Origin of the sequence: Arthrobacter castelli DSM 16402, assembly GCF_000430705.1 — a bacterium.
Lineage (GTDB): Bacteria > Actinomycetota > Actinomycetes > Actinomycetales > Micrococcaceae > Arthrobacter_C > Arthrobacter_C castelli.
This window is the reverse complement of sequence record NZ_AUMN01000015.1, coordinates 70,136-88,393: the sequence shown is the minus strand read 5'-3', so window position 1 is coordinate 88,393 and position 18,258 is coordinate 70,136. Positions and strand designations below refer to the sequence as shown.

Here is an 18,258-nt window from a genome sequence, read left to right as displayed (position 1 = left end):
TTCCCATGGTTTGGCTGACGATCGCTTCGGCGTTCGAACAAACTGAAGACAGAACCCGGACGCGACCTCTGGCGGGCTCCGTTATGAGGCTGGCGACGTAGGTCCCAGTACTGGAAGCGAAGTTCGCTGCGCACCGCCGGGTGTCGATGAGGGACCCAGCCTAAAAGTTGCTCAGGAGGAGATATCGATGGCTACAAAGCGGAAGCTAACAGGTATGGGCGCTGCCTTGTGCTCAGGCGCTCTAGCTCTGACAGCGTGTGTGCCAGGCGGCGGTGGGGGCACTCAAGATGAAACGAGCGGGACCGGCAACAACGACCAGACGCTGCGCATCGGTGTGCGCGTGGCGGGCCACAATTCATTCGATCCCTCGCAATTGCAAGGGGGTTTCGAAGTGTTCTGGGCCAGCGTGTATGACACGTTGCTTCAGCGCGCGCCCAGTGGAGAATTCCGCCCTGGAGCTGCCACAGAGTGGAGTTACAACGAGGACAATACGGTCCTGACTCTGACCCTGAGAGAGGGGATGACTTTTGATGATGGCTCACCGGTTAACTCGCAGGCAGCAATTGCCACACTGAAGCACATCAAAAACGGTACCGGCACTAACGCGGGATTGCTTAAAGCCATCGAGAATTTCCAGGCTCCGAATGAGAGGACACTAGTGCTGCGTCTCTCAGAGCCGGATCCTGGACTTCTCGATTCGTTGGCCGCATCAGCGGGCGTGGTCGCCAATCCGAAAAAGCTCGACGACGAGTCGATCGGCGGATCACCGGCGGGGTCCGGTCCTTATAACCTCAACCCAAATCAAACAACTACGGGTGCCAGTTACACGTTCACAAAAGATGATTCCTATTGGGACGCTTCCGACTATCCCTACGAAAAGGTTGTAGTCAAACCTCTGACCAATGCAACAGCCCGATTGAACGCGCTGAAGTCCGGCCAAGTCGACTCAGCTCCGATAGAAGCTTCAATGGCCGCAGAAGCAAAAGCCAGCGGCATGGATATCACAACCCAGGCTTTGCATTGGGCTGGTTTCATGATCGTAGACCGCAGCGGACAAAAAATCGAAGCCCTCGGTGACGTACGTGTGCGCAAGGCGATCAATATGGCTTTCAACCGTGATGCAATTGTGGAAAACCTGGCGTTGGGTTATGCGGAGCCGACACAGCAGATCTTCAAACCATCCAGTGCAGCTCACGTATCAGAGTTGGAAGGTATATACGATTACAATGTGGACAAGGCTAAGAAGTTGATGGCTGAAGCCGGCTACGAGGATGGATTCGAAATCACCCTTGCGTCAGCGCCATTTTCCCAGGTGTATGAGCCAACGATTAAGGATTCTTTGGCCGCTATCGGTATCAAAGTGAACTTCGAAAGCGTGCCGACCGATCAGGTGCTTCCGAAGCTGCTCAGCGGGGAGTATCCAATGTTTTGGGCCTCGCACCCCTCCCGGTTCCCGTGGTACGACATCAGTCGCCAGGTGGCCCCAGGCGCGATTTGGAACACTATGGGTGCCGAAGACCCCCGACTCAACGAGTTGATCAACAAGGCGAAGACGGCAACCACCGAGAAAGAGGCCAACGCGGCGTACCAGCAGATCGGCCGCTTCTTGACCGAGAACGCATGGTTCGCTCCTATCCTCCGACCTGAAATACTCACGGCAACGAACGCTGAGACCGACGTGAAAGTCCAGGTCGGTTCACCCGACCCATATGTCCGGAACTATAGCCCCGCCAGCGAATAATCTTCGGTGTGCGCCCTGGCATCCTAAAGGGGGTGAACTAATACATGTTTACATTCGTGATGCGGAACCTGCTCAATGGGGTTACTCTCATATTCGTAGTTACCGGTGCCACGTTTCTCCTCATCCATATGAGTGGCGGCAACATCGCCCGCAATATTCTCGGGGATGATGCAACCATCGAAGAGGTCAAAGCAAAGGCTGCAGAACTGGGCCTCGACCGTCCCCTGCTGACGCAGTATTGGAACTGGCTGTCGGGTGTACTGTCGGGCGACTGGGGAAATTCATACTTCTCCAGCCAGTCCGTCGCGTCGGCAATGAACACCCGCCTTCCCGTTACCCTGTCTCTCATATTTCTCTCCATCGCTATCACAGCGGTGGTAAGCGTAATACTCGGGACTTGGGCCGCCAGCCGCGGGGGAGCCGTGGACCGTTTAGTCCAATTCCTGTCAGTCGCGGGATTTGCTCTGCCGAACTACTGGATCGCATTGGTCCTGGTTCTGCTGGTTGCCTTGCCGTTACAAGGCATTTTCGCCGCCACAGGTTATGTGCCGCTTAGTGAGTCATTCACCGGTTGGCTTTCCACGATCACACTTCCCGCTCTGGCAGTAAGCATTGGCGGAGTTTCTTCGGTCGCCCAACAGGTGCGCGGTTCAATGCTGGACACATTGCGCCGGGACTTCATCCGAACACTGCGTAGCCGCGGGGTCAGTAGGAACGCGATACTTTACAGGCACGCGCTGCGCAACGCTGCTTCACCAGCCATGACAGTCCTATCGTTACAGTTCATTGCCATGCTGGGCGGTGCGGTGATTATCGAGCAAATCTTTGCGTTGCCCGGCTTAGGTTCATTAGTGACAACTGCGAGTTTGCAAGGTGATATACCCATCGTCATGGGTGTCGTCACTTACATGGTGGCAGTCATCGTCATCGTCAACTTAGTCATAGATTTTGCCAACGGCTGGCTCAACCCGAAAGCGAGAATCGAATGACCGCTGATACGCCGCGGGATATCGCGGGTCCGCCGACCGGGCGTGACAAGCTTGGCAGCGGCCTGCTCAGAAACCCCATGGGACTCGTCTCGTGCGTTGTGCTTGCGCTGATTCTGGTAGTGGGCGTCTTCGCCCCATGGATCGTTCCGTTTGACCCCGAAGCAACCAATTTGCAGCGGACAAACACTCCACCAGGGGGAGCGTACTTGCTGGGGGGAGACGGGTCAGGGCGGGATATTTTATCCCGTCTCATCGCGGCGACCAGGGTCACGGTCGTGGCCTCGATTTTAGCCACCGGAACTGCGATGATCCTGGGAGTTAGTGCCGGCTTGCTGGCCGGATACCTTGGAGGCGCGGTGGACGCCACTTCGTCATGGGTCGCTAACATGCTCATGGCGCTGCCGGCCATCGTCGTCCTGATCGCCCTGTATGCGGTCACAGGCGCTTCTACGAGTATTTCGATGATCGCATTCGGCGTTCTCGTTGCTCCTTCGTTCTTTCGACTGGTGCGCACCCTTGTCGTAGGGGTGAAAAACGAACTGTATGTCGATGCCGCCCGTGTATCAGGTCTATCCAACCTCCGTATTCTCAGCCGTCACGTGCTCTACGTCGTCCGGGCACCGATCATTATTCAAGCATCCTTCGTGGCGGGCGTCGCTATTTCCATGCAAGCCGGCCTGGAATTCATAGGTCTCGGCAATCAAGGGCAGCCAAGTTGGGGAGGGATGCTGAAAGAAGCCTTTGACAACCTGTACGTGGCACCCTTGCAACTGGTCTGGCCCGGCTTGATGCTCGGTATCACCGTTTCCGCTCTGGTTCTGCTTGGCAACGCGCTCAGGGATGAGCTGGAAGGATCACGCAACGTTCGCCAAAAACGCCCAACTTCAGTGATCCCGTCCAGTAGTGATGGTGATACATCGAATGCCCTGGCTGTGTCTTCTAAGCACGATAATAATGTTCTCTTGTCGCTGGAAGATCTCAAGATTGCGTATCCGATGTCGGGGGGCCAAAGCAAAGAGGTCGTTCACGGCGTCACTTTGCGAGTGCATACGGGGGAGGTGCTTGGCCTGGTGGGAGAGACTGGCTCCGGCAAATCGCAGACAGCCTTCACCACATTGGGGTTGTTGCCTCCTGACGCGAGCATGTCCGGAACAGTCTCCTTCCGGGGAACCAGGCTCGTCGCTCAGAACGAGAAGCAAATGGCTAAAATGCGTGGAAAAGTGATTGGCTACGTTCCACAAGAGCCCATGAACAACCTGGATCCATGCTTCCGCGTCGGTCAACAACTCATCTACGGTCTGCGGGCTGCCACAGGGCAGAGCAAGGCAGAGGCAAAAACACGACTGCTGAAGCTGCTGGACCGAGTAGGAATCTCCGATCCGCAGGCAACTTTTGCCGCATATCCACACGAAATCTCGGGCGGAATGGCTCAACGGGTCCTGATTGCGGGTGCCGTCGCCAGCAAACCAGAGTTGCTCATCGCAGACGAACCGACAACTGCGCTCGACGTAACCGTCCAAGCAGAAATCCTCGACTTACTCCGTGAACTACAATCCGAACGCGGCATGGGTGTGATGCTCGTCACGCATAATTTCGGAGTGGTCGCCGATCTCTGCGACAGGGTAGCAGTCATGCAGAACGGGAAGCTGGTTGAGACTGGCAGCACCAGCGACGTGTTCGCTGATCCTAAACACGACTATACGAAAATGCTGTTGGATTCAATCCTCGACCAGGATCAACTACGAACGGAGCTACGAACAGGCGGAAAGGTATCGACATGAATCCGCTATTAGCCATCGAAGATCTGCGCGTGTCTTTTGGAAGCGGACTTGGGCGTCGTCATGCCAAGGAGGTATTGCACGGAATATCAATGTCAATTGAAGCCGGAGAGACATTGGGACTCGTGGGTGAATCGGGATCGGGCAAGACTACGATAGGCCGCGCTGTACTGGGACTGACTGCTGCATCGGGCGGTCGCATTGTTTTTGATGGCCAGCAGATTAGCCATCTCAATATGGCACAGCGGCGGAAGCTGGCCAAGAATCTTCAGGCCGTTTTCCAAGACCCATATACCTCGCTGAACCCAGCGTTGACCATATCCGACGTACTAAGTGAACCGTTAATAGCTCAAGGTAGCGGGAGCAGCGAAGCCCGTACGGTTATTGCAGACTTGCTGGATAAAGTTGGATTGCCGAGTGATTCAGCCCGCCGCCTGCCGCGGGAATTCAGCGGAGGGCAGCGTCAACGAATTGCGATTGCCCGTGCATTGGCTCTTGACCCCAAGCTGATCGTCTGCGACGAGCCAGTATCCTCGTTGGACTTGTCGACCCAGGGAAAGGTCCTGGACCTGCTGATTGAGATTCAAGAGCGAACCGGAGTTGCGTACCTCTTCATATCGCATGACCTGGCAGTAGTGCGTCACATCAGCCACCGGGTGGCTGTGTTGCGTGGCGGGCATATCGTCGAGACCGGCAGCGCGCGGCAAGTGACGTCCGAACCCGAACATGCGTATACCAAACAACTGTTGCTGGCCTCACCCGTCGCCGACCCCATCGCACAAAAGGAGCGCCGTGAACGTCGTAGCCGTCTAACAGCATTAGATTCTCCAAGCGACCGTTTAGTGAAGGACGCTTGAGCAGAGGCTACCGACCACCTGCGACTAATTCTTTTCGTTGCGATCCGCCTGAACTACCAGCGTTGATGCGTCGTCGTCGATATCGAGAGCCCGTATGGCCAAGTGACTATCACGGCTGGGCGGTGCATCGAGGGGCAGCCTGACGTTCGATGAAGCAGCGGCAAAGTCAAGCTCGTGCAAATCGTGAAAATGATCGGTGGCCAGCTGCCGGCATCCGTCCAAGGCTGTGCCGGTTCGCACGTTGTATGCAAGGTTCCGTGTCTCCGCCGGATCGCGTTGGCGGTCGATCAGAAATTCCCGCTGATCCGGTGCCGACCAAATGTATTTCCATTCATTGGTTATTGTTGCATACAGACCCAAGTCTTCCCGCTGGTATTGTCCGAAGACCGTCCGGGGCGGGTCAATACTGAGGAGAGACGACCCATCCACGTCCGGCGCGGGTAGTCCTGCCAGTTGGGCAATGGTGGGCCTGATGTCAATGAGGCTGACCGGATTCGTCACTTCTGTTGATTCGAACCCCGGGCCGTTGCAGATCAGCGGGATTCGTGCGGCCGCATCCAGAAACGACCGTTTGCCGAAGCTCGCGTAGTCGCCGAGCATCTCACCATGATCCGCTGTCAGTATGACCACCGTGTCCTGCCTTCTCCCCGTGGTCTCGAGCGCTTCGAGGATTCTTCCAATTTGGAAGTCAACGTAACTGATTGAGGCATAGTAATAGGCCCGCAGCAACTGCCATAAGCGACGGTCTTGACCCCCGTCACGGAACTTGTACCTGTTCTGAAGCCGGTTGTAAGCCGTCATCAGGCCGGGGGCACCGGGCGGATCATGAGGGTCCGGCATCAGGGAAGGCTCATACATGCGATGCCAGGGGGAGGGGGGAGCGAATGGTGGATGGGGCGCAATGAAGCTCGACCACAACAGAAACGGTGTGTCCTGGTCGGCGGCGCTCAAAAAATCGATGGATCTGTCCGCTACCCAGCGCGAGTAGTGCAGTTCCTCGGGAACAGGAGAGAGTTGCGGAACATAGTACATTTCGTCCCGCAACCCGTGCGGATACTCGACATATCCATAGCCGTTCCGGGCGACGAATTCCAGGTAATCGTCACCGCCGGGGTCGAGAAACTCTTCGCCACGATCGCGGGATTGGAAACCCCGCTTGGCTTGGGCATCAGGTGTGAAATGCATTTTGCCAACGCCATGGGTCCTGTATCCGGCACCGGATAGTTCATCCATGAAAGTAGCTGAGTCTGGCATTGGATCGCCGTTGGCAAAGCAATGATTGGTCTGCGGTTCGTTTCCGGTTACGAAGCTGGCACGTGCCGGGACACAGACGGGCGAGGGAGTGTATGCCGAGCTGTAAATGGCACTGTTTGCGGCGAGTCGGTCAATGTTCGGCGTCTTCACCACAGGATTGCCGTAAGCACCGAGTGCGTCGGCACGCAACTGATCGCAGAAGAGCACAAGAAAATTCGGTGCCGTCATCGGTTCTTCCGTTCGAATCGGTCAAGGTGTGTGTATGGTCGAGCGTCGGCTCACTTGACTCGCAGTGACCGAGGCATGCCCTTATTACTAAGTCTGAAGCTTAAAACGATTCATAATGCAATACAAGTAGCCGATCCAGCGGTCGTCAAGAGCCGAAGCCAACCCGGTCAGCGCCCGGTCGAGGCACGCACCACGAGTTCAGGTTGAAAAACGATGTGCCGAGGCTCTTTCCCACCGTCCGCCTCGCGCAGCAAGAGTTCCACGGATGTCGAGCCGATGCGATGACTTGGTTGTCGCACCGACGATAGCGGAACTACCGCCGCCGACGCGAAGGTGATGTCGTCATAACCGATGAGAGCAATCTCTTCCGGCACCTTGATCGATCCCTGGTGCATGAACGCTTGGAGCAAACCGAGAGCTACGAGATCATTGGCGGCAAAGACAGCATCAGGGCGGTCGTTGGTGGTCCGGGCACGGATCTCTTGGCCGGCGGTATGTCCGGCTTCCACAGTTAACGATTCAGTTTCCACGAATTCGATACTGGTATCAGGCCGGTGCTTCGTTGCTGAGCGGGCACCGGCCAGACGGTCGCTAACCTGGCGGAGCCGAAACGGCCCTCCCACGAAGACGATTCGCCTGTGCCCGAGTGAAACAAGGTGTGTGGTGGCGAGGCGTCCGCCTGCCACATCGTCAACTGAGACGGACGAAAATCCAGGGTCTCCGGCTTGACGATCCACCAGCACGGAGGGGATGCCCCGGTGATGGAGCCGCTCCAACCGCGGCAGGACGTCGCCGACCGGCGATAGCAAGACGCCGCGCACACGCTGTTGCTCGAACAGGTCCAGATAGGCCGTTTCCCTTGCAGGGTCCTGGCTGCTGTTGCCCACCAACACTGTGTGATGTCGCTCCGCCGCCCGAGCCTCAGCCCCACTGGCCAAATCAGTGAAAAACGGATTCGCGGCATCCAGTACGACGAGTCCGATACTGTTGCTGATTCCGGCCCTGAGCTGCCGTGCAACCCCGTTGGGAACAAACCCCAATTTCTCGACGGCAGACTGCACGCGTGCGACTGTCGCTGACGAGACCTTATCGGGGTGATTAAGCACATTTGAGACCGTTCCCATCGAGACACCAGCCAGAGCCGCCACATCCCGAACGCTCACTGAAGCCATGCGAACTCACCACCCATACCCGAGCCCCAGCTATACGGCTGAACTCTTCTACAGTCACCATGACATCACAACCAGCTTCGATATAGGGGCCTTGATCGCGTACGCTGTCGTAGCCGACTCAGGCACGTGCTTTTTCAGGCATTCAATTATTCGATATTGAAACGAATCAATACGGCGCGTAGTCTACCCACCAAGTGATGCGAACCATATTTGTCGCTAAAGAACAACGGACCGACGCCACTGCGCATTGTTTCGTCGTCGATGTTGCATACCGGAATTTCCGGGTGGTTGGACCACACTGACCGCTGATGCAGCCGGAATAGGACGGAAACCGCCATGGCCGAAAGAACGCCCCCTCCGTTGGAGCGTGCCGAACTGATTTGCCCCACGGAGGACACGGGCTGGGCACCGGAGTTTGTCCGGATCTTTGACGTGGAAGAACAGTGCGGCAAAGTCGTCTCGGCGCAGCTGGCCGCGACCGCCCGCGGCATCTATATAGCCCGCCTGAACGATAAGCCGGTCACCGAGTCGGTGTTGAATCCTGGATGGACTTCATACGAATGGCGGCTGCAATACCAGGTGTTCGACGTCGCCTCTCTCGTGTCCCCGGGCCGGAATGAACTGACCGTGACGGTTGGAAATGGCTGGTGGCGTGGGGAGCTTGGGTTCGAAGGTGCAGATGTAAATTACGGGGACGAGATCGGTCTGATGCTGTCGCTCCGTATCGAGTACCAGGATGGGACGGTCACCGAGATAGCAACCGACGATTCGTGGCTGGTCACTGATTCGACGGTGGCCGCAAACAGCATCTATGACGGTGAAGATGTCGTGATGTCGCACGGCAAGGGTGTGCCTCGGACCGTACGGTGCCAGACGGTGGACCGGTCAATCCTCGTAGAACAGGCCGGCCCGCCGGTTGTCCGCCACGAAATTCTGAAACCGGTCCGGGTGTGGCAATCACCGGCAGGCAAGACGCTGGTCGATTTTGGGCAGAATCTCGTAGGCTGGATTCGCTTTTCGGCGCGGGGCCAAAGGGGAGATGTAATCACGCTCCGGCACGCCGAAGTCCTCGAATACGATGAATTGGGGACACGGCCTCTTAGAGGAGCGGAGGCCACCGACACACTCGTCCTCGGCGAGGGTGTGAGCCATTTTGAGCCGCGGTTCACCTTTCACGGGTTCCGTTACGCGGAAGTATCCGGATGGCCTGGCGAGCTAAGCGTTGATTCTCTCGAAGCTGTCGTCATTCATTCTCAGATGCGGCGGACCGGTCACTTCAAATCGTCTAACGAGAAGCTGAACCAACTGATCGACAACGTCGTCTGGAGCCAGAAAGGCAATTTCCTGGACATCCCCACCGACTGCCCTCAGCGGGACGAAAGACTTGGCTGGACCGGGGACATAGCGGTCTTCGCGCCGACCGCTTCATTCCTATACGACGTCGCGGACTTCCTCCACAAGTGGCTACTGGATTTGGCGGAGGAGACGCGGGCAAATAACAATATCGTGCCGATAGTCGTCCCCGACATCCTGAAATATGCCCAATTCCGCAGAGGCTTCACACCGTTTGAGGGACTGGCAGCTACCGCGATCTGGGGCGACGCGGCTGTCTGGGTACCGGAAGCGCTCTGGTACGCCTATGGTGACGTGGAGCGGCTGGCTGAGCAGTACCCCGGCATGCAAATGCATATCCGGTCGGTCGAACGAATGCTCGATAGAAATTCGCTCTGGACGGCGGGCTTCCAATTCGGCGATTGGCTCGACCCTGATGCCCCACCAGAAAAGCCGGGGGCAGCCAAGGCTGACAGTGGCGTCGTGGCGACCGCCTGCCTGTACAGATCAGCGACTTTCTGCGCCGAGGCTGCTGGAATCCTCGGTAAGCGCGACGACCAAGCCCATTACGAACGACTGGCCCAGCGGGTCAAGGAAGCATTCAATGACAATTACGTGCAGAAAGACGGTGTCATCACTTCCGATTGCACCACCGTTTACGCCTTGGCCATTACCTTTGGAATACTGCCGGAGCAATGCATTCCAGCGGCAGCTGAACGGCTCGTAAAGCTCGTCCGTGACAACGACTATCGTGTCTCCACCGGCTTTGCCGGAACACCTTACATTACGTGGGCACTCTCGGAGAGCGGTTATCCGGCCGATGCGTACAATTTGCTCCTCGAAGAATCCTGCCCCTCATGGATGTACCCTGTCACGATGGGGGCAACCACGATCTGGGAAAGATGGGACTCAATGCTGCCCGATGGGGCCATCAATCCCGGCGAGATGACCAGTTTCAATCACTACGCGTTCGGAGCGATTGCCGACTGGGTCTACAAGGTGATGGCTGGCATCCGTCCGGCCGCCCCTGGATACAGCAAAATCAGAATCGAGCCGGTCCCGGGTGAAGGAGTTGACTGGGTCGACGCTTCCCTCCAAACGCCACATGGGCACGTCCGGTCTTCCTGGCATAAAGCGACTGGTCACACGGATTTCATCGTGGAGATCCCCCATGGAACCGAGGCCCACTGCGTGCTCCCCAACGGCGAAGTGCACGACGTCGTCGGTGGTGTGCATACGTTTGCGGCTTGAGGCTGAAGCAGCGCCAACGCCAATGCAACCAATTGTAACGATTCATCATTGCAACAATTGGCCCTGCATTCAACCATTGACAGGCTTGCTGTTTTCCAGCGACGCCCACGGTTGCAAGTACCCCGAGCGCTGTTGGGGTCAGCCCTAGGGCGGGGCGGAGTATTGGGTCGGGAGAGGGTGTGCACCATCATCGGCGAAGAGGCCGCGGCCCGCACCGCCGACCGGGTGGCCTGCCGCTTCTGAGCTCCGGCACCGAACCGGCCGTGGTACGCCCGACTTCACGTACGTTAAGACCGAGGCAACGGCGTTCATCATTGACGTGTTCTCCCGCCGCATCATCGGATGGATGGCCGACACACAGATGGGCACCCGCCTGGTGTTGGACGCCCTCGAAATGGCTATAGATGCCCGCAGCAAAGAAGGCATCACCGACCTGAACGGCTTGACCCATCCCAACGATGCGGAAAGTAAGTACACTTCCGTCGCGTTGACCGAGCGACTCGTCGAAGCCGGCGCTCACGACGCCTCTGTCGGGTCTGTCGATTCTGTCGGCGACGCTTATGACAATGTGCTGACCGAGTCGCAGAAGGGCCTCTATAAAACGGGGTTGATCAACGCATTTGGCCCTTTGGAAGGGCCAAATGACGTAGAAGCGGCCACCCTGGACTGGGGGCGCTGGTCAACCACGAACGGCCACATGGATCCATTTGTCGACCTGGCCCCCGCAAGTCGAGCAGATCCACTGAAGTCGATTTCAACGCCTATGAGTCGTTCGCGTCCACCCATGTGAGCCCGTGACTAATGGCAGCCCTGTTACAAGGATGGAAGATGCCCATCAAAGCAGTGCTTCTATGATCTTGCGCACAATCCAAGATTGCATGTAGCGTGCTACATGGAGGAAGGGAGGTTGCCGCAGTGGTAGAGACAGAAGTCGCGGTTGCCCGTGGCGATGCACTTGTCGAGCAGGCGTATCGCGTATTGCGGGACGAAATCTTAGGCCATCAATTGCTGCCGGGGTCGAGGCTGTCTGCCCCTGGAGTCGCGCGGCGTCTGAATATCAGTCGCAGTCCGGCACGGGAGGCGATTGCTCGGATCGTATCCGAGGGTCTGGCTCATTCCGTCCCCAACAGGGGAGCCATTGTTGCGTCCATAGGTGCCGATGATCTGGTCCATATATATGAACTCCGCGAAGTGCTCGAGGGGCTCGCTGGCAGACTGGCAGCGTCTCGTATTGACGCGGACCGGCTCGTTCGTCTGGAGGAGATCTGGGAGTCGCACTCTGCTGCCGTCCAGGCACACGACGTGGACGCCCATATGGCGCTCGATGCGGATTTCCACCGCTCAATCCGAGAGATATCGGGCAATGCGCGTCTTATGGAATCGCTTGACCGTTTGCAGGGGGAAGTTCGCCTCGCCATGGCGACCACACATTTGTTCGGTGGTGGTATGGAGGAGGCCCTCGCTGAGCATCGACTAATTATCGATTCGCTGCGCAGCGGCGATCCGGAGGCGGCCGAAGAAACGGCTCGAAAACACATCGAACGCCTTCGTCGCAGTCTGGAAGCTGCAGTTGCCGAAGAAGCACAAAACGTGGCACGACAAGGAAGGAACTCATGACTGAAATTGCTGTCATTGGACTCGGCACGATGGGTGGTCGAGTGGCCAGTAAGCTGACGGAAGCGGGGCGAAGTGTTTCGGGTTATGATCCCGTGGCGGGGGCTCGCGACGCCGCAGCCGCCCACGGAATTCAGACTCACACCGAACAGGCTCCCGCGATCGCCGACGCGGAGCTGATCGTTTTATCCCTTCCGCGGCCTGATGACGTCATCGAGGCCGCCCGTGGTCCACTTTCTCACGCACAAGCGGGTAGCGTTGTCGTCGATCTGTCGACGATCGATGCTGCATCGGCAAAGACCGCAAGCGAGCATCTTGTCTCGTATGATGTCGACTACGTCGATGCGCCCGTTCTCGGCCGGCCAGAAGGCTGTGGTCACTGGACGCTTCCCGCTGGAGGAGCGGAGGGCGCGATCGATACGGTAGCGGCGTTCCTCGAAGGCGTCGTAGCCAAAAGAGTCGTCCGAGTCGGCGACGTAGGTGCCGGCTCCGTTGTGAAGATCCTGAACAATCTTATGTTCGGTGCTATAAACGCAGTCACCGCCGAAGCATTGAACACGTGTCGGCTCGCGGGGGTCGATACGGACGTCTTCGTTAATACAGTGGCTGAATCCGGAGCGGCTACAGTCTCCAATTTATTCCGCGAGTTGGCCCCGAAACTGATAGCCAATGATTACGAACCTGCTTTTTCGTTGGCGTTGCTAGCAAAAGATAACAAGCTGGCACTCGATTTGGAAGGCGCGGTCGGGTCACCGTCATTTGTTGCTGGTTCGATCGATCACATCAATTCTCTGACGATGAACCAAGGATATGGTCGACAGGACACTGGCTCGGTCCAGGAACTCTACCGTACACTCTCGCGCACGGCCGACGAGTGATGGATAACGCAAGCAAGCAACAATGTGCTCCATCGACGATCGAAAATGAGAATGCGCGGACGGGCGTTTTGATTGCCGAACGGGTGCGAGTTCGAATTCTCGAAGTGCCGATCACCTCGATAGTTCCGATGTCGTTTTCTGCGCTTACGGCACGCCGTATGTGTCTCGTCGAGGTCCACGCGGATGGCCTCACGGGCATCGGCGAAAGTTGGATCAACTACCCCGATTGGGCGGCCGAAGAACGTATCGCAACCGTGCTGCAAGGGGCCGCGGATATGGTATTGGGCGCGGATGTGTCCGACCCGGAAGCAGTCACCAACCGGATCGCGTCCCGGTTGAGCGGCGTCGGCCGGCAATGGGGCGCTCCGGGACCCATCTCGCAGGCCATTAGCGGCATTGATCTCGCCCTTTGGGACCTTGTGGCCAAGCGGAGCGGTCAGCCGGTTCACCGCATGCTTACAGAGGGAGCGGTTCGCGATTCCGTACCCGCATACGCGTCCGGGGTCGGGCCTACAGACATCGTGGAACTTTGCGAACGGGCTATTGAGCGCGGATTTCGCGCTGTCAAAGCAAAGGTCGGATTTGGTCGTGAGACTGACCAAACTACGCTCGACACCATTAACAAAGTCTGCGGAGGCGAAATGCGCATTTTCGCCGATGCGAATCAGGCATGGGACCTCCACGAGGCAATCGAGATGTCACACCTTATGGCCAGCTGCGGGGTCGAATGGCTAGAAGAGCCGATCGCAGGAAATCACCTCGGCGATCTCGAAAGGTTCCATGAAGCGACGTCGCTACCCGTGGCGACCGGCGAAAACAACTACGGATACGACGAGTTTCTGAATTACGTACGGTCACCGGCTGTCCGCTATATCCAGCCGGATCCTGCGAAATGTGGTGGTCTCACCGCTGCGGTCAGAATCGCCCAGGTGGCCCAAGGAACATCGTGCGCTGTGGCTCCACACTGGTACGGAGGTGCCCTCGGGCTTGCCGCAGCCGTTCAACTCGGTGCGGCATATTCGAATGTGGACTGGATTGAATTGGATATCCGCGACAACCCACTGCGTACCGAGATCCCCGCTCGGCCATGGTCGCTGGAGAACGGATCACTCGTCGTTCCGCAGTATCCCGGCCTCATGGGTGAACTCAACGAAGAAGTACGTGACGCTTTCCAGATCAAAGAAGCAGAAAGGACTTTGCATGATGTCAGCAGATCCCGTTAATTATCCGGCTGCTCGTATATCCCGGGAAGACTTCGCCTCGGAAGGTGACGTTCAAGCGGTGACTAATCCGGGCAATGGTGAAGTGGTAGCCACCACATCATGGTCGACCCCCGCGAATGTGGAGTCGGCCGTACGCGCCGCCGCAGCGGTTCGAAACGAATGGTCGAATACGCCCGCCCGCAATCGCGGGGACGCTCTCCGAGCGATTGCCGCCAAATTGCGCTCGTCGGCCGATCGTCTCGCTCCCTTGATAGCCGGCGAAAGTGGCAAACGAATTGCGGAGGCACACGGCGAAGTCGAGTTGTCGGCCAAGTATTTTGACTGGTTCTCCGAGGCGGCTATAGCCATGGAAGAAGGTCAACAGCGCACAACAAGCGCCAGACGGTTCCTGATCAACCGTCATGCCGTCGGCGTCGTTGCCGCACTTGGCACATGGAACTTTCCTCTATCGATCCCGGCCCGGAAAATCGCGGCCGCTTTAGCGGCTGGTTGCCCGGTCATCCTGAAGCCCTCGGAGGTGACTCCGCTATCGGGCTACGAAATCGTGAAGCTTGCCGACCCGGAACTGCCCTCAGGTACACTAAATTACGTCATCGGGGATAGCAAAGCCTTGAGCAACGAGCTAATTGATCATGCTGATGTCGCCGCTGTATCGTTCACGGGGTCGACCAAAGTTGGCCGCGAAGTCGGCATCCGTGCGGCTGGAAACTTCACCCGAGCGACACTGGAACTCGGCGGCCGGGCACCATTTATCGTCCGCCACGACGCGGACGTCGCTTCCGCCGTCGATACACTAATGATCGCCAAGTTTCGCAATAATGGCGAGTCCTGTATCGCGGCCAACAACGTCTTTATACATGATTCCTTGTACGAACAATTTCTCCAGGAATTCGCGGACCGACTACAGACGATACGGTGCGGCGACCAGTTCGACGAAGCCACCGACCTCGGACCCCTCATTTCTGTGGCGGCAGCTGACCGGCTAAGGAACCTCGTGAACCAAGCCAGGACAAACGGAAATCGGATATGGTCCGGCCGGCGCGACCAGGAAAATCCCGCCTACCTCGAGCCGACAATGGTTGAATCGACCGAAGATGACGACCTGTGGAACCAAGAAGTGTTCGGCCCGGTATGCCCGGTTCGGTCGTACACGGACGAAGATGGTCTCGTGGAAGAAATCAATGGATGGGGTGTCGGCCTGGCGGGCTACGTCTGCAGTGGGGAATCAGGACATGCGACTAAATTGGCCGAACGCCTACGAATAGGGATTATCGGCATCAACAACGGGACTCCCAATACTCCAGAAGTGCCGTTCGGCGGGTTCGGGGACAGCGGAATCGGGCGCGAAGGAAGCCTAACCGGCATGTTCGAGTTCACCGAAGAACAGACAATCTCAATAGCCCATTAACTCCACCGTCGAATATACGACACAACCGTCAGAATCATCGTAGGGTACCGCTAAATGCGGGGTGGCATTACTTTGGGAAACGACAGCGTTTCAAGTTGTAAGTGATGCTGCACCTAGACAACTAATTGTTCAGGGATCATCACAGCTCATTGGGGAGCGAAATTTCATGGATTCACACATCGTAGTCCGCACTCGCGACGACATCATTGATTACGTAAATGCTCGTCCGTCACAACCAAAGATTCTGCTTCTGGTGACGATCGCCTTGGGCGGAATATTTATCGACGCCTACGACCTAGTGGTTCTAGGCACGGCAACTGAACAACTGACCGAACAATTCGGTTTGTCGCCGTTTCATCTTTCAATGATAATGACGGCGATGCCTTTCGGCGCGCTGATCGGTGCGTTGGTCGGCGGAATCTATACTGACAAATTCGGTCGAAAATTGCTCTTTACGATCGACCTAATATTACTCGTTGTCGCGACGATAGGCGCAGCTCTTGCGCCCAATGCAACGGTATTATTGATATTCCGCTTCCTAATGGGAATCGGAATAGGGCTAGACATGCCGGTCGCCCTGAGCTTCATCTCTGAGCTTAGCAACACGAAAACCAAAGGCAGGAACGTCAATTACTGGCAAGTCTTCTGGTACATAGCAACCGTTACGACGGCATTTATCGTGATTGCCGTATACGCCCTGGGCGCTGGCGATGACGCCTGGCGGTGGAGCGTCGGTCTGGGTGCCGTATTCGCCGTGATCATCCTGATTTTGCGATTCATGTACCTAAAAGAAAGTCCGATGTGGGCCGCGAAGAATTCGTCGCTGAACGACGCAGCCAAAACACTCGAAAAGACGTATAATATTTCAGTCCGGATCGAGGATGATGGAGGATCTGACCGTCCCGAAGAAGCACAGAATCCCACGAAGTTACCACTGGGAATCATATTTAATAAACGCTATGGTCGTCGAACCATATTAGCGATGGTGATCGCCGCGACTCAGGGAATGGAGTACTACGCCATCGGCCTCTACATTCCAGTTCTTCTCACCACTATCCTCAACGGCGGCCGATTAGAGACATTAGGTGGAACGGCCGTAATTAATGTGTTCGGCATCCTCGGAGGTCTCGCCGGTGCGCATTTGAGCGCCAGATTCGGGATGCGCCGGCTCGCTATTATGGGCTACATTATCGTGATATTTTCAATGGCCTTCATTGGGCTATTATCCGGAGCGGTGTCGATTTGGCTTATTGCCGGAGTCATCGGATTGTTTATCTTCGGCCATTCATCCGGACCAGGACCGCAAGGAAAATCGATTGGGGCGCTGTCGTACCCGACAATACTTCGTGGTTATGGAACCGGAGCCGTCGAAGCCGCGAGTCGGGTGGGTGGCATGTTTGGGACCTTCTTTTTCCCAGTACTGCTGGCCGCGTTCGGACTGGACGGGACCATGCTCTTCCTGATCCTTGCTCCTGCCGTCGGACTCGTAGCCGCACTCATCATCAAATGGGACCCCACAAACAAGGGACCGGAGATCGAAGCGGAACATGATGATGTGATAAAGGAGATCGAACGGAGCGGCGTTGTTAGTGCTATCTCCGAGTCGAGGCGGCCACCGTTTCAAACCTCTTCAAAAAACTAGCACCAAAGATGATCAGCGGCGATGACGAACCCACGTTCTCGATGGACATGCTGGCGAAGGACGACCATCTGGCTGTACAGCTGGCGGATTCATCCGAGAGGTACCCGCCAGTGGCGACGATCTATAATGTGAGGGGTCTTCGGACCAGCCTGCACCGTGAGCCCTTTCACCGACGAAGACGCTGTAGTGAGAGAAGTCAACAGTTGGCGAACCCGTCTTGGCGGCTATGTGATGTCGCAGAACCGTGAACACCCGCTACGCTAGGCATCCAACCCTCGCGTCGGCATCACCGGGCGTTAATAACGGCGCTCCCAACACACCTGAAGTTCCTTTTGGCGGTATCGGGCTGGCAGGCATGGTCCGCGAAGGGAACTCAGCGGACTGAACGAATTCACTGAGGAACAGACAGTTTCAATTGCCCGCTAGGCACGGAGCAGCCAAGCCAAAATCATGCAGGAGAGCGAGCGCCTCCGTGTCCTATCCCTACCGCTGGATACGCAGTGGACCCGAGGAAAACACAACGATGAAAAGCAACAACGCAAAACGCGCTGAAGACCCTTCTCAGCGACGCAAGCGATCGGGAATGCTAATCGTGGCGGGAATACTGATCTGCTATGCCGTACTTCTCGTTGTCGGACTCATCCTGTATGGTAGCTCATCAAATTCACGCCTGATGTCTTTCAGCAAAGCTGAGAGTCACAGGTGCTCTCACCCGGCCAGCGAAACGGTCGCTCCATCCCACTATCAAGTTACCGGCTGGCCATGTCTCCAACGAATATCTGAAACGAAAGCAGGTATCCCTACAAATCAAAACCACGTTGGTAACACGCTCGAGCCGGAACCAACACTTAAAACCCCTTCAGAGTCAACAGATTAAACCATCTATGTAAG

Annotated in this window: 12 protein-coding genes and 1 pseudogene; 11 read left to right on the top strand and 2 right to left on the bottom strand. The window is 56.8% G+C overall.

All coding sequences use genetic code 11. The features are described from left to right. The first annotated feature begins 187 nt into the window (after positions 1 to 187). From H535_RS26005 to H535_RS25995, 4 genes are read left to right on the top strand one after another with little or no spacing between them, the layout of a single operon-like run. Positions 188 to 1,741 carry an ABC transporter substrate-binding protein gene (locus H535_RS26005; protein ID WP_081416746.1) on the top strand — a complete coding sequence of 518 codons (1,554 nt, stop codon included), beginning with the start codon at positions 188 to 190 and terminating at the stop codon, positions 1,739 to 1,741. 44 nt (positions 1,742 to 1,785) lie between these two features. Then, the gene (locus H535_RS0115920) at positions 1,786 to 2,730 is read left to right on the top strand and encodes an ABC transporter permease (protein ID WP_026820330.1); all 945 of its coding nucleotides are present in this window, start codon (positions 1,786 to 1,788) and stop codon (positions 2,728 to 2,730) included. Continuing rightward, a complete protein-coding gene (locus H535_RS26000; RefSeq protein WP_051299424.1) occupies positions 2,727 to 4,511 on the top strand; it encodes a dipeptide/oligopeptide/nickel ABC transporter permease/ATP-binding protein in 1,785 nt (594 codons plus the stop codon). Before H535_RS0115920 ends, H535_RS26000 begins: the two co-directional genes overlap by 4 nt. Continuing rightward, on the top strand, positions 4,508 to 5,365 hold the full coding sequence (locus tag H535_RS25995) for an ATP-binding cassette domain-containing protein (RefSeq protein WP_051299423.1): 858 nt from the start codon (positions 4,508 to 4,510) through the stop codon (positions 5,363 to 5,365). The genes H535_RS26000 and H535_RS25995 overlap by 4 nt, the downstream gene beginning before the upstream one ends. 24 nt (positions 5,366 to 5,389) lie before the next feature. Here the strand turns inward: H535_RS25995 and H535_RS25990 are convergent, their stop codons facing one another. Further along, a complete protein-coding gene (locus H535_RS25990; protein WP_051299422.1) occupies positions 5,390 to 6,847 on the bottom strand; it encodes a sulfatase family protein in 1,458 nt (485 codons plus the stop codon). A 167-nt stretch (positions 6,848 to 7,014) separates the two neighbouring features. After that, positions 7,015 to 8,019, bottom strand: a complete 1,005-nt coding sequence (locus H535_RS0115900) for a LacI family DNA-binding transcriptional regulator (RefSeq protein ID WP_026820329.1) — start codon at positions 8,017 to 8,019, stop codon at positions 7,015 to 7,017. A gap of 336 nt (positions 8,020 to 8,355) precedes the next feature. On the opposite strand from H535_RS0115900, the gene H535_RS0115890 reads away from it, so the two are divergent. From H535_RS0115890 to H535_RS25970, 7 genes and pseudogenes are all read left to right on the top strand, one after another. Further along, positions 8,356 to 10,602, top strand: coding sequence for an alpha-L-rhamnosidase (locus H535_RS0115890; protein ID WP_035769926.1), 2,247 nt, complete (start codon positions 8,356 to 8,358; stop codon positions 10,600 to 10,602). A 286-nt stretch (positions 10,603 to 10,888) separates the two neighbouring features. Continuing rightward, a pseudogene (locus H535_RS30415) lies at positions 10,889 to 11,392 on the top strand (DDE-type integrase/transposase/recombinase); the annotation flags it as partial. A gap of 125 nt (positions 11,393 to 11,517) precedes the next feature. Further along, a complete protein-coding gene (locus H535_RS25980) occupies positions 11,518 to 12,219 on the top strand; it encodes a GntR family transcriptional regulator (protein WP_051299420.1) in 702 nt (233 codons plus the stop codon). After that, a complete protein-coding gene (locus tag H535_RS0115875; RefSeq protein WP_026820326.1) occupies positions 12,216 to 13,094 on the top strand; it encodes an NAD(P)-dependent oxidoreductase in 879 nt (292 codons plus the stop codon). The genes H535_RS25980 and H535_RS0115875 overlap by 4 nt, the downstream gene beginning before the upstream one ends. Continuing rightward, complete coding sequence (locus H535_RS0115870; protein ID WP_245580355.1) at positions 13,094 to 14,317, top strand: mandelate racemase/muconate lactonizing enzyme family protein; 1,224 nt, start codon at positions 13,094 to 13,096, stop codon at positions 14,315 to 14,317. The genes H535_RS0115875 and H535_RS0115870 overlap by 1 nt, the downstream gene beginning before the upstream one ends. Then, on the top strand, positions 14,295 to 15,725 hold the full coding sequence (locus H535_RS25975) for an aldehyde dehydrogenase family protein (RefSeq protein ID WP_051299419.1): 1,431 nt from the start codon (positions 14,295 to 14,297) through the stop codon (positions 15,723 to 15,725). Before H535_RS0115870 ends, H535_RS25975 begins: the two co-directional genes overlap by 23 nt. A gap of 166 nt (positions 15,726 to 15,891) precedes the next feature. Then, complete coding sequence (locus tag H535_RS25970) at positions 15,892 to 17,367, top strand: MFS transporter (RefSeq protein ID WP_081416743.1); 1,476 nt, start codon at positions 15,892 to 15,894, stop codon at positions 17,365 to 17,367. Positions 17,368 to 18,258: the final 891 nt, after the last annotated feature.

Coding starts and splice junctions, on each gene's coding strand:
- H535_RS26005 (WP_081416746.1), top strand. CDS start 188: ATGGCTACAAAGCGGAAGCTAACAGGTATGGGCGCTGCCTTGTGCTCA.
- H535_RS0115920 (WP_026820330.1), top strand. CDS start 1,786: ATGTTTACATTCGTGATGCGGAACCTGCTCAATGGGGTTACTCTCATA.
- H535_RS26000 (WP_051299424.1), top strand. CDS start 2,727: ATGACCGCTGATACGCCGCGGGATATCGCGGGTCCGCCGACCGGGCGT.
- H535_RS25995 (WP_051299423.1), top strand. CDS start 4,508: ATGAATCCGCTATTAGCCATCGAAGATCTGCGCGTGTCTTTTGGAAGC.
- H535_RS25990 (WP_051299422.1), bottom strand. CDS start 6,847: ATGACGGCACCGAATTTTCTTGTGCTCTTCTGCGATCAGTTGCGTGCC.
- H535_RS0115900 (WP_026820329.1), bottom strand. CDS start 8,019: ATGGCTTCAGTGAGCGTTCGGGATGTGGCGGCTCTGGCTGGTGTCTCG.
- H535_RS0115890 (WP_035769926.1), top strand. CDS start 8,356: ATGGCCGAAAGAACGCCCCCTCCGTTGGAGCGTGCCGAACTGATTTGC.
- H535_RS0115875 (WP_026820326.1), top strand. CDS start 12,216: ATGACTGAAATTGCTGTCATTGGACTCGGCACGATGGGTGGTCGAGTG.
- H535_RS0115870 (WP_245580355.1), top strand. CDS start 13,094: ATGGATAACGCAAGCAAGCAACAATGTGCTCCATCGACGATCGAAAAT.
- H535_RS25975 (WP_051299419.1), top strand. CDS start 14,295: ATGATGTCAGCAGATCCCGTTAATTATCCGGCTGCTCGTATATCCCGG.
- H535_RS25970 (WP_081416743.1), top strand. CDS start 15,892: ATGGATTCACACATCGTAGTCCGCACTCGCGACGACATCATTGATTAC.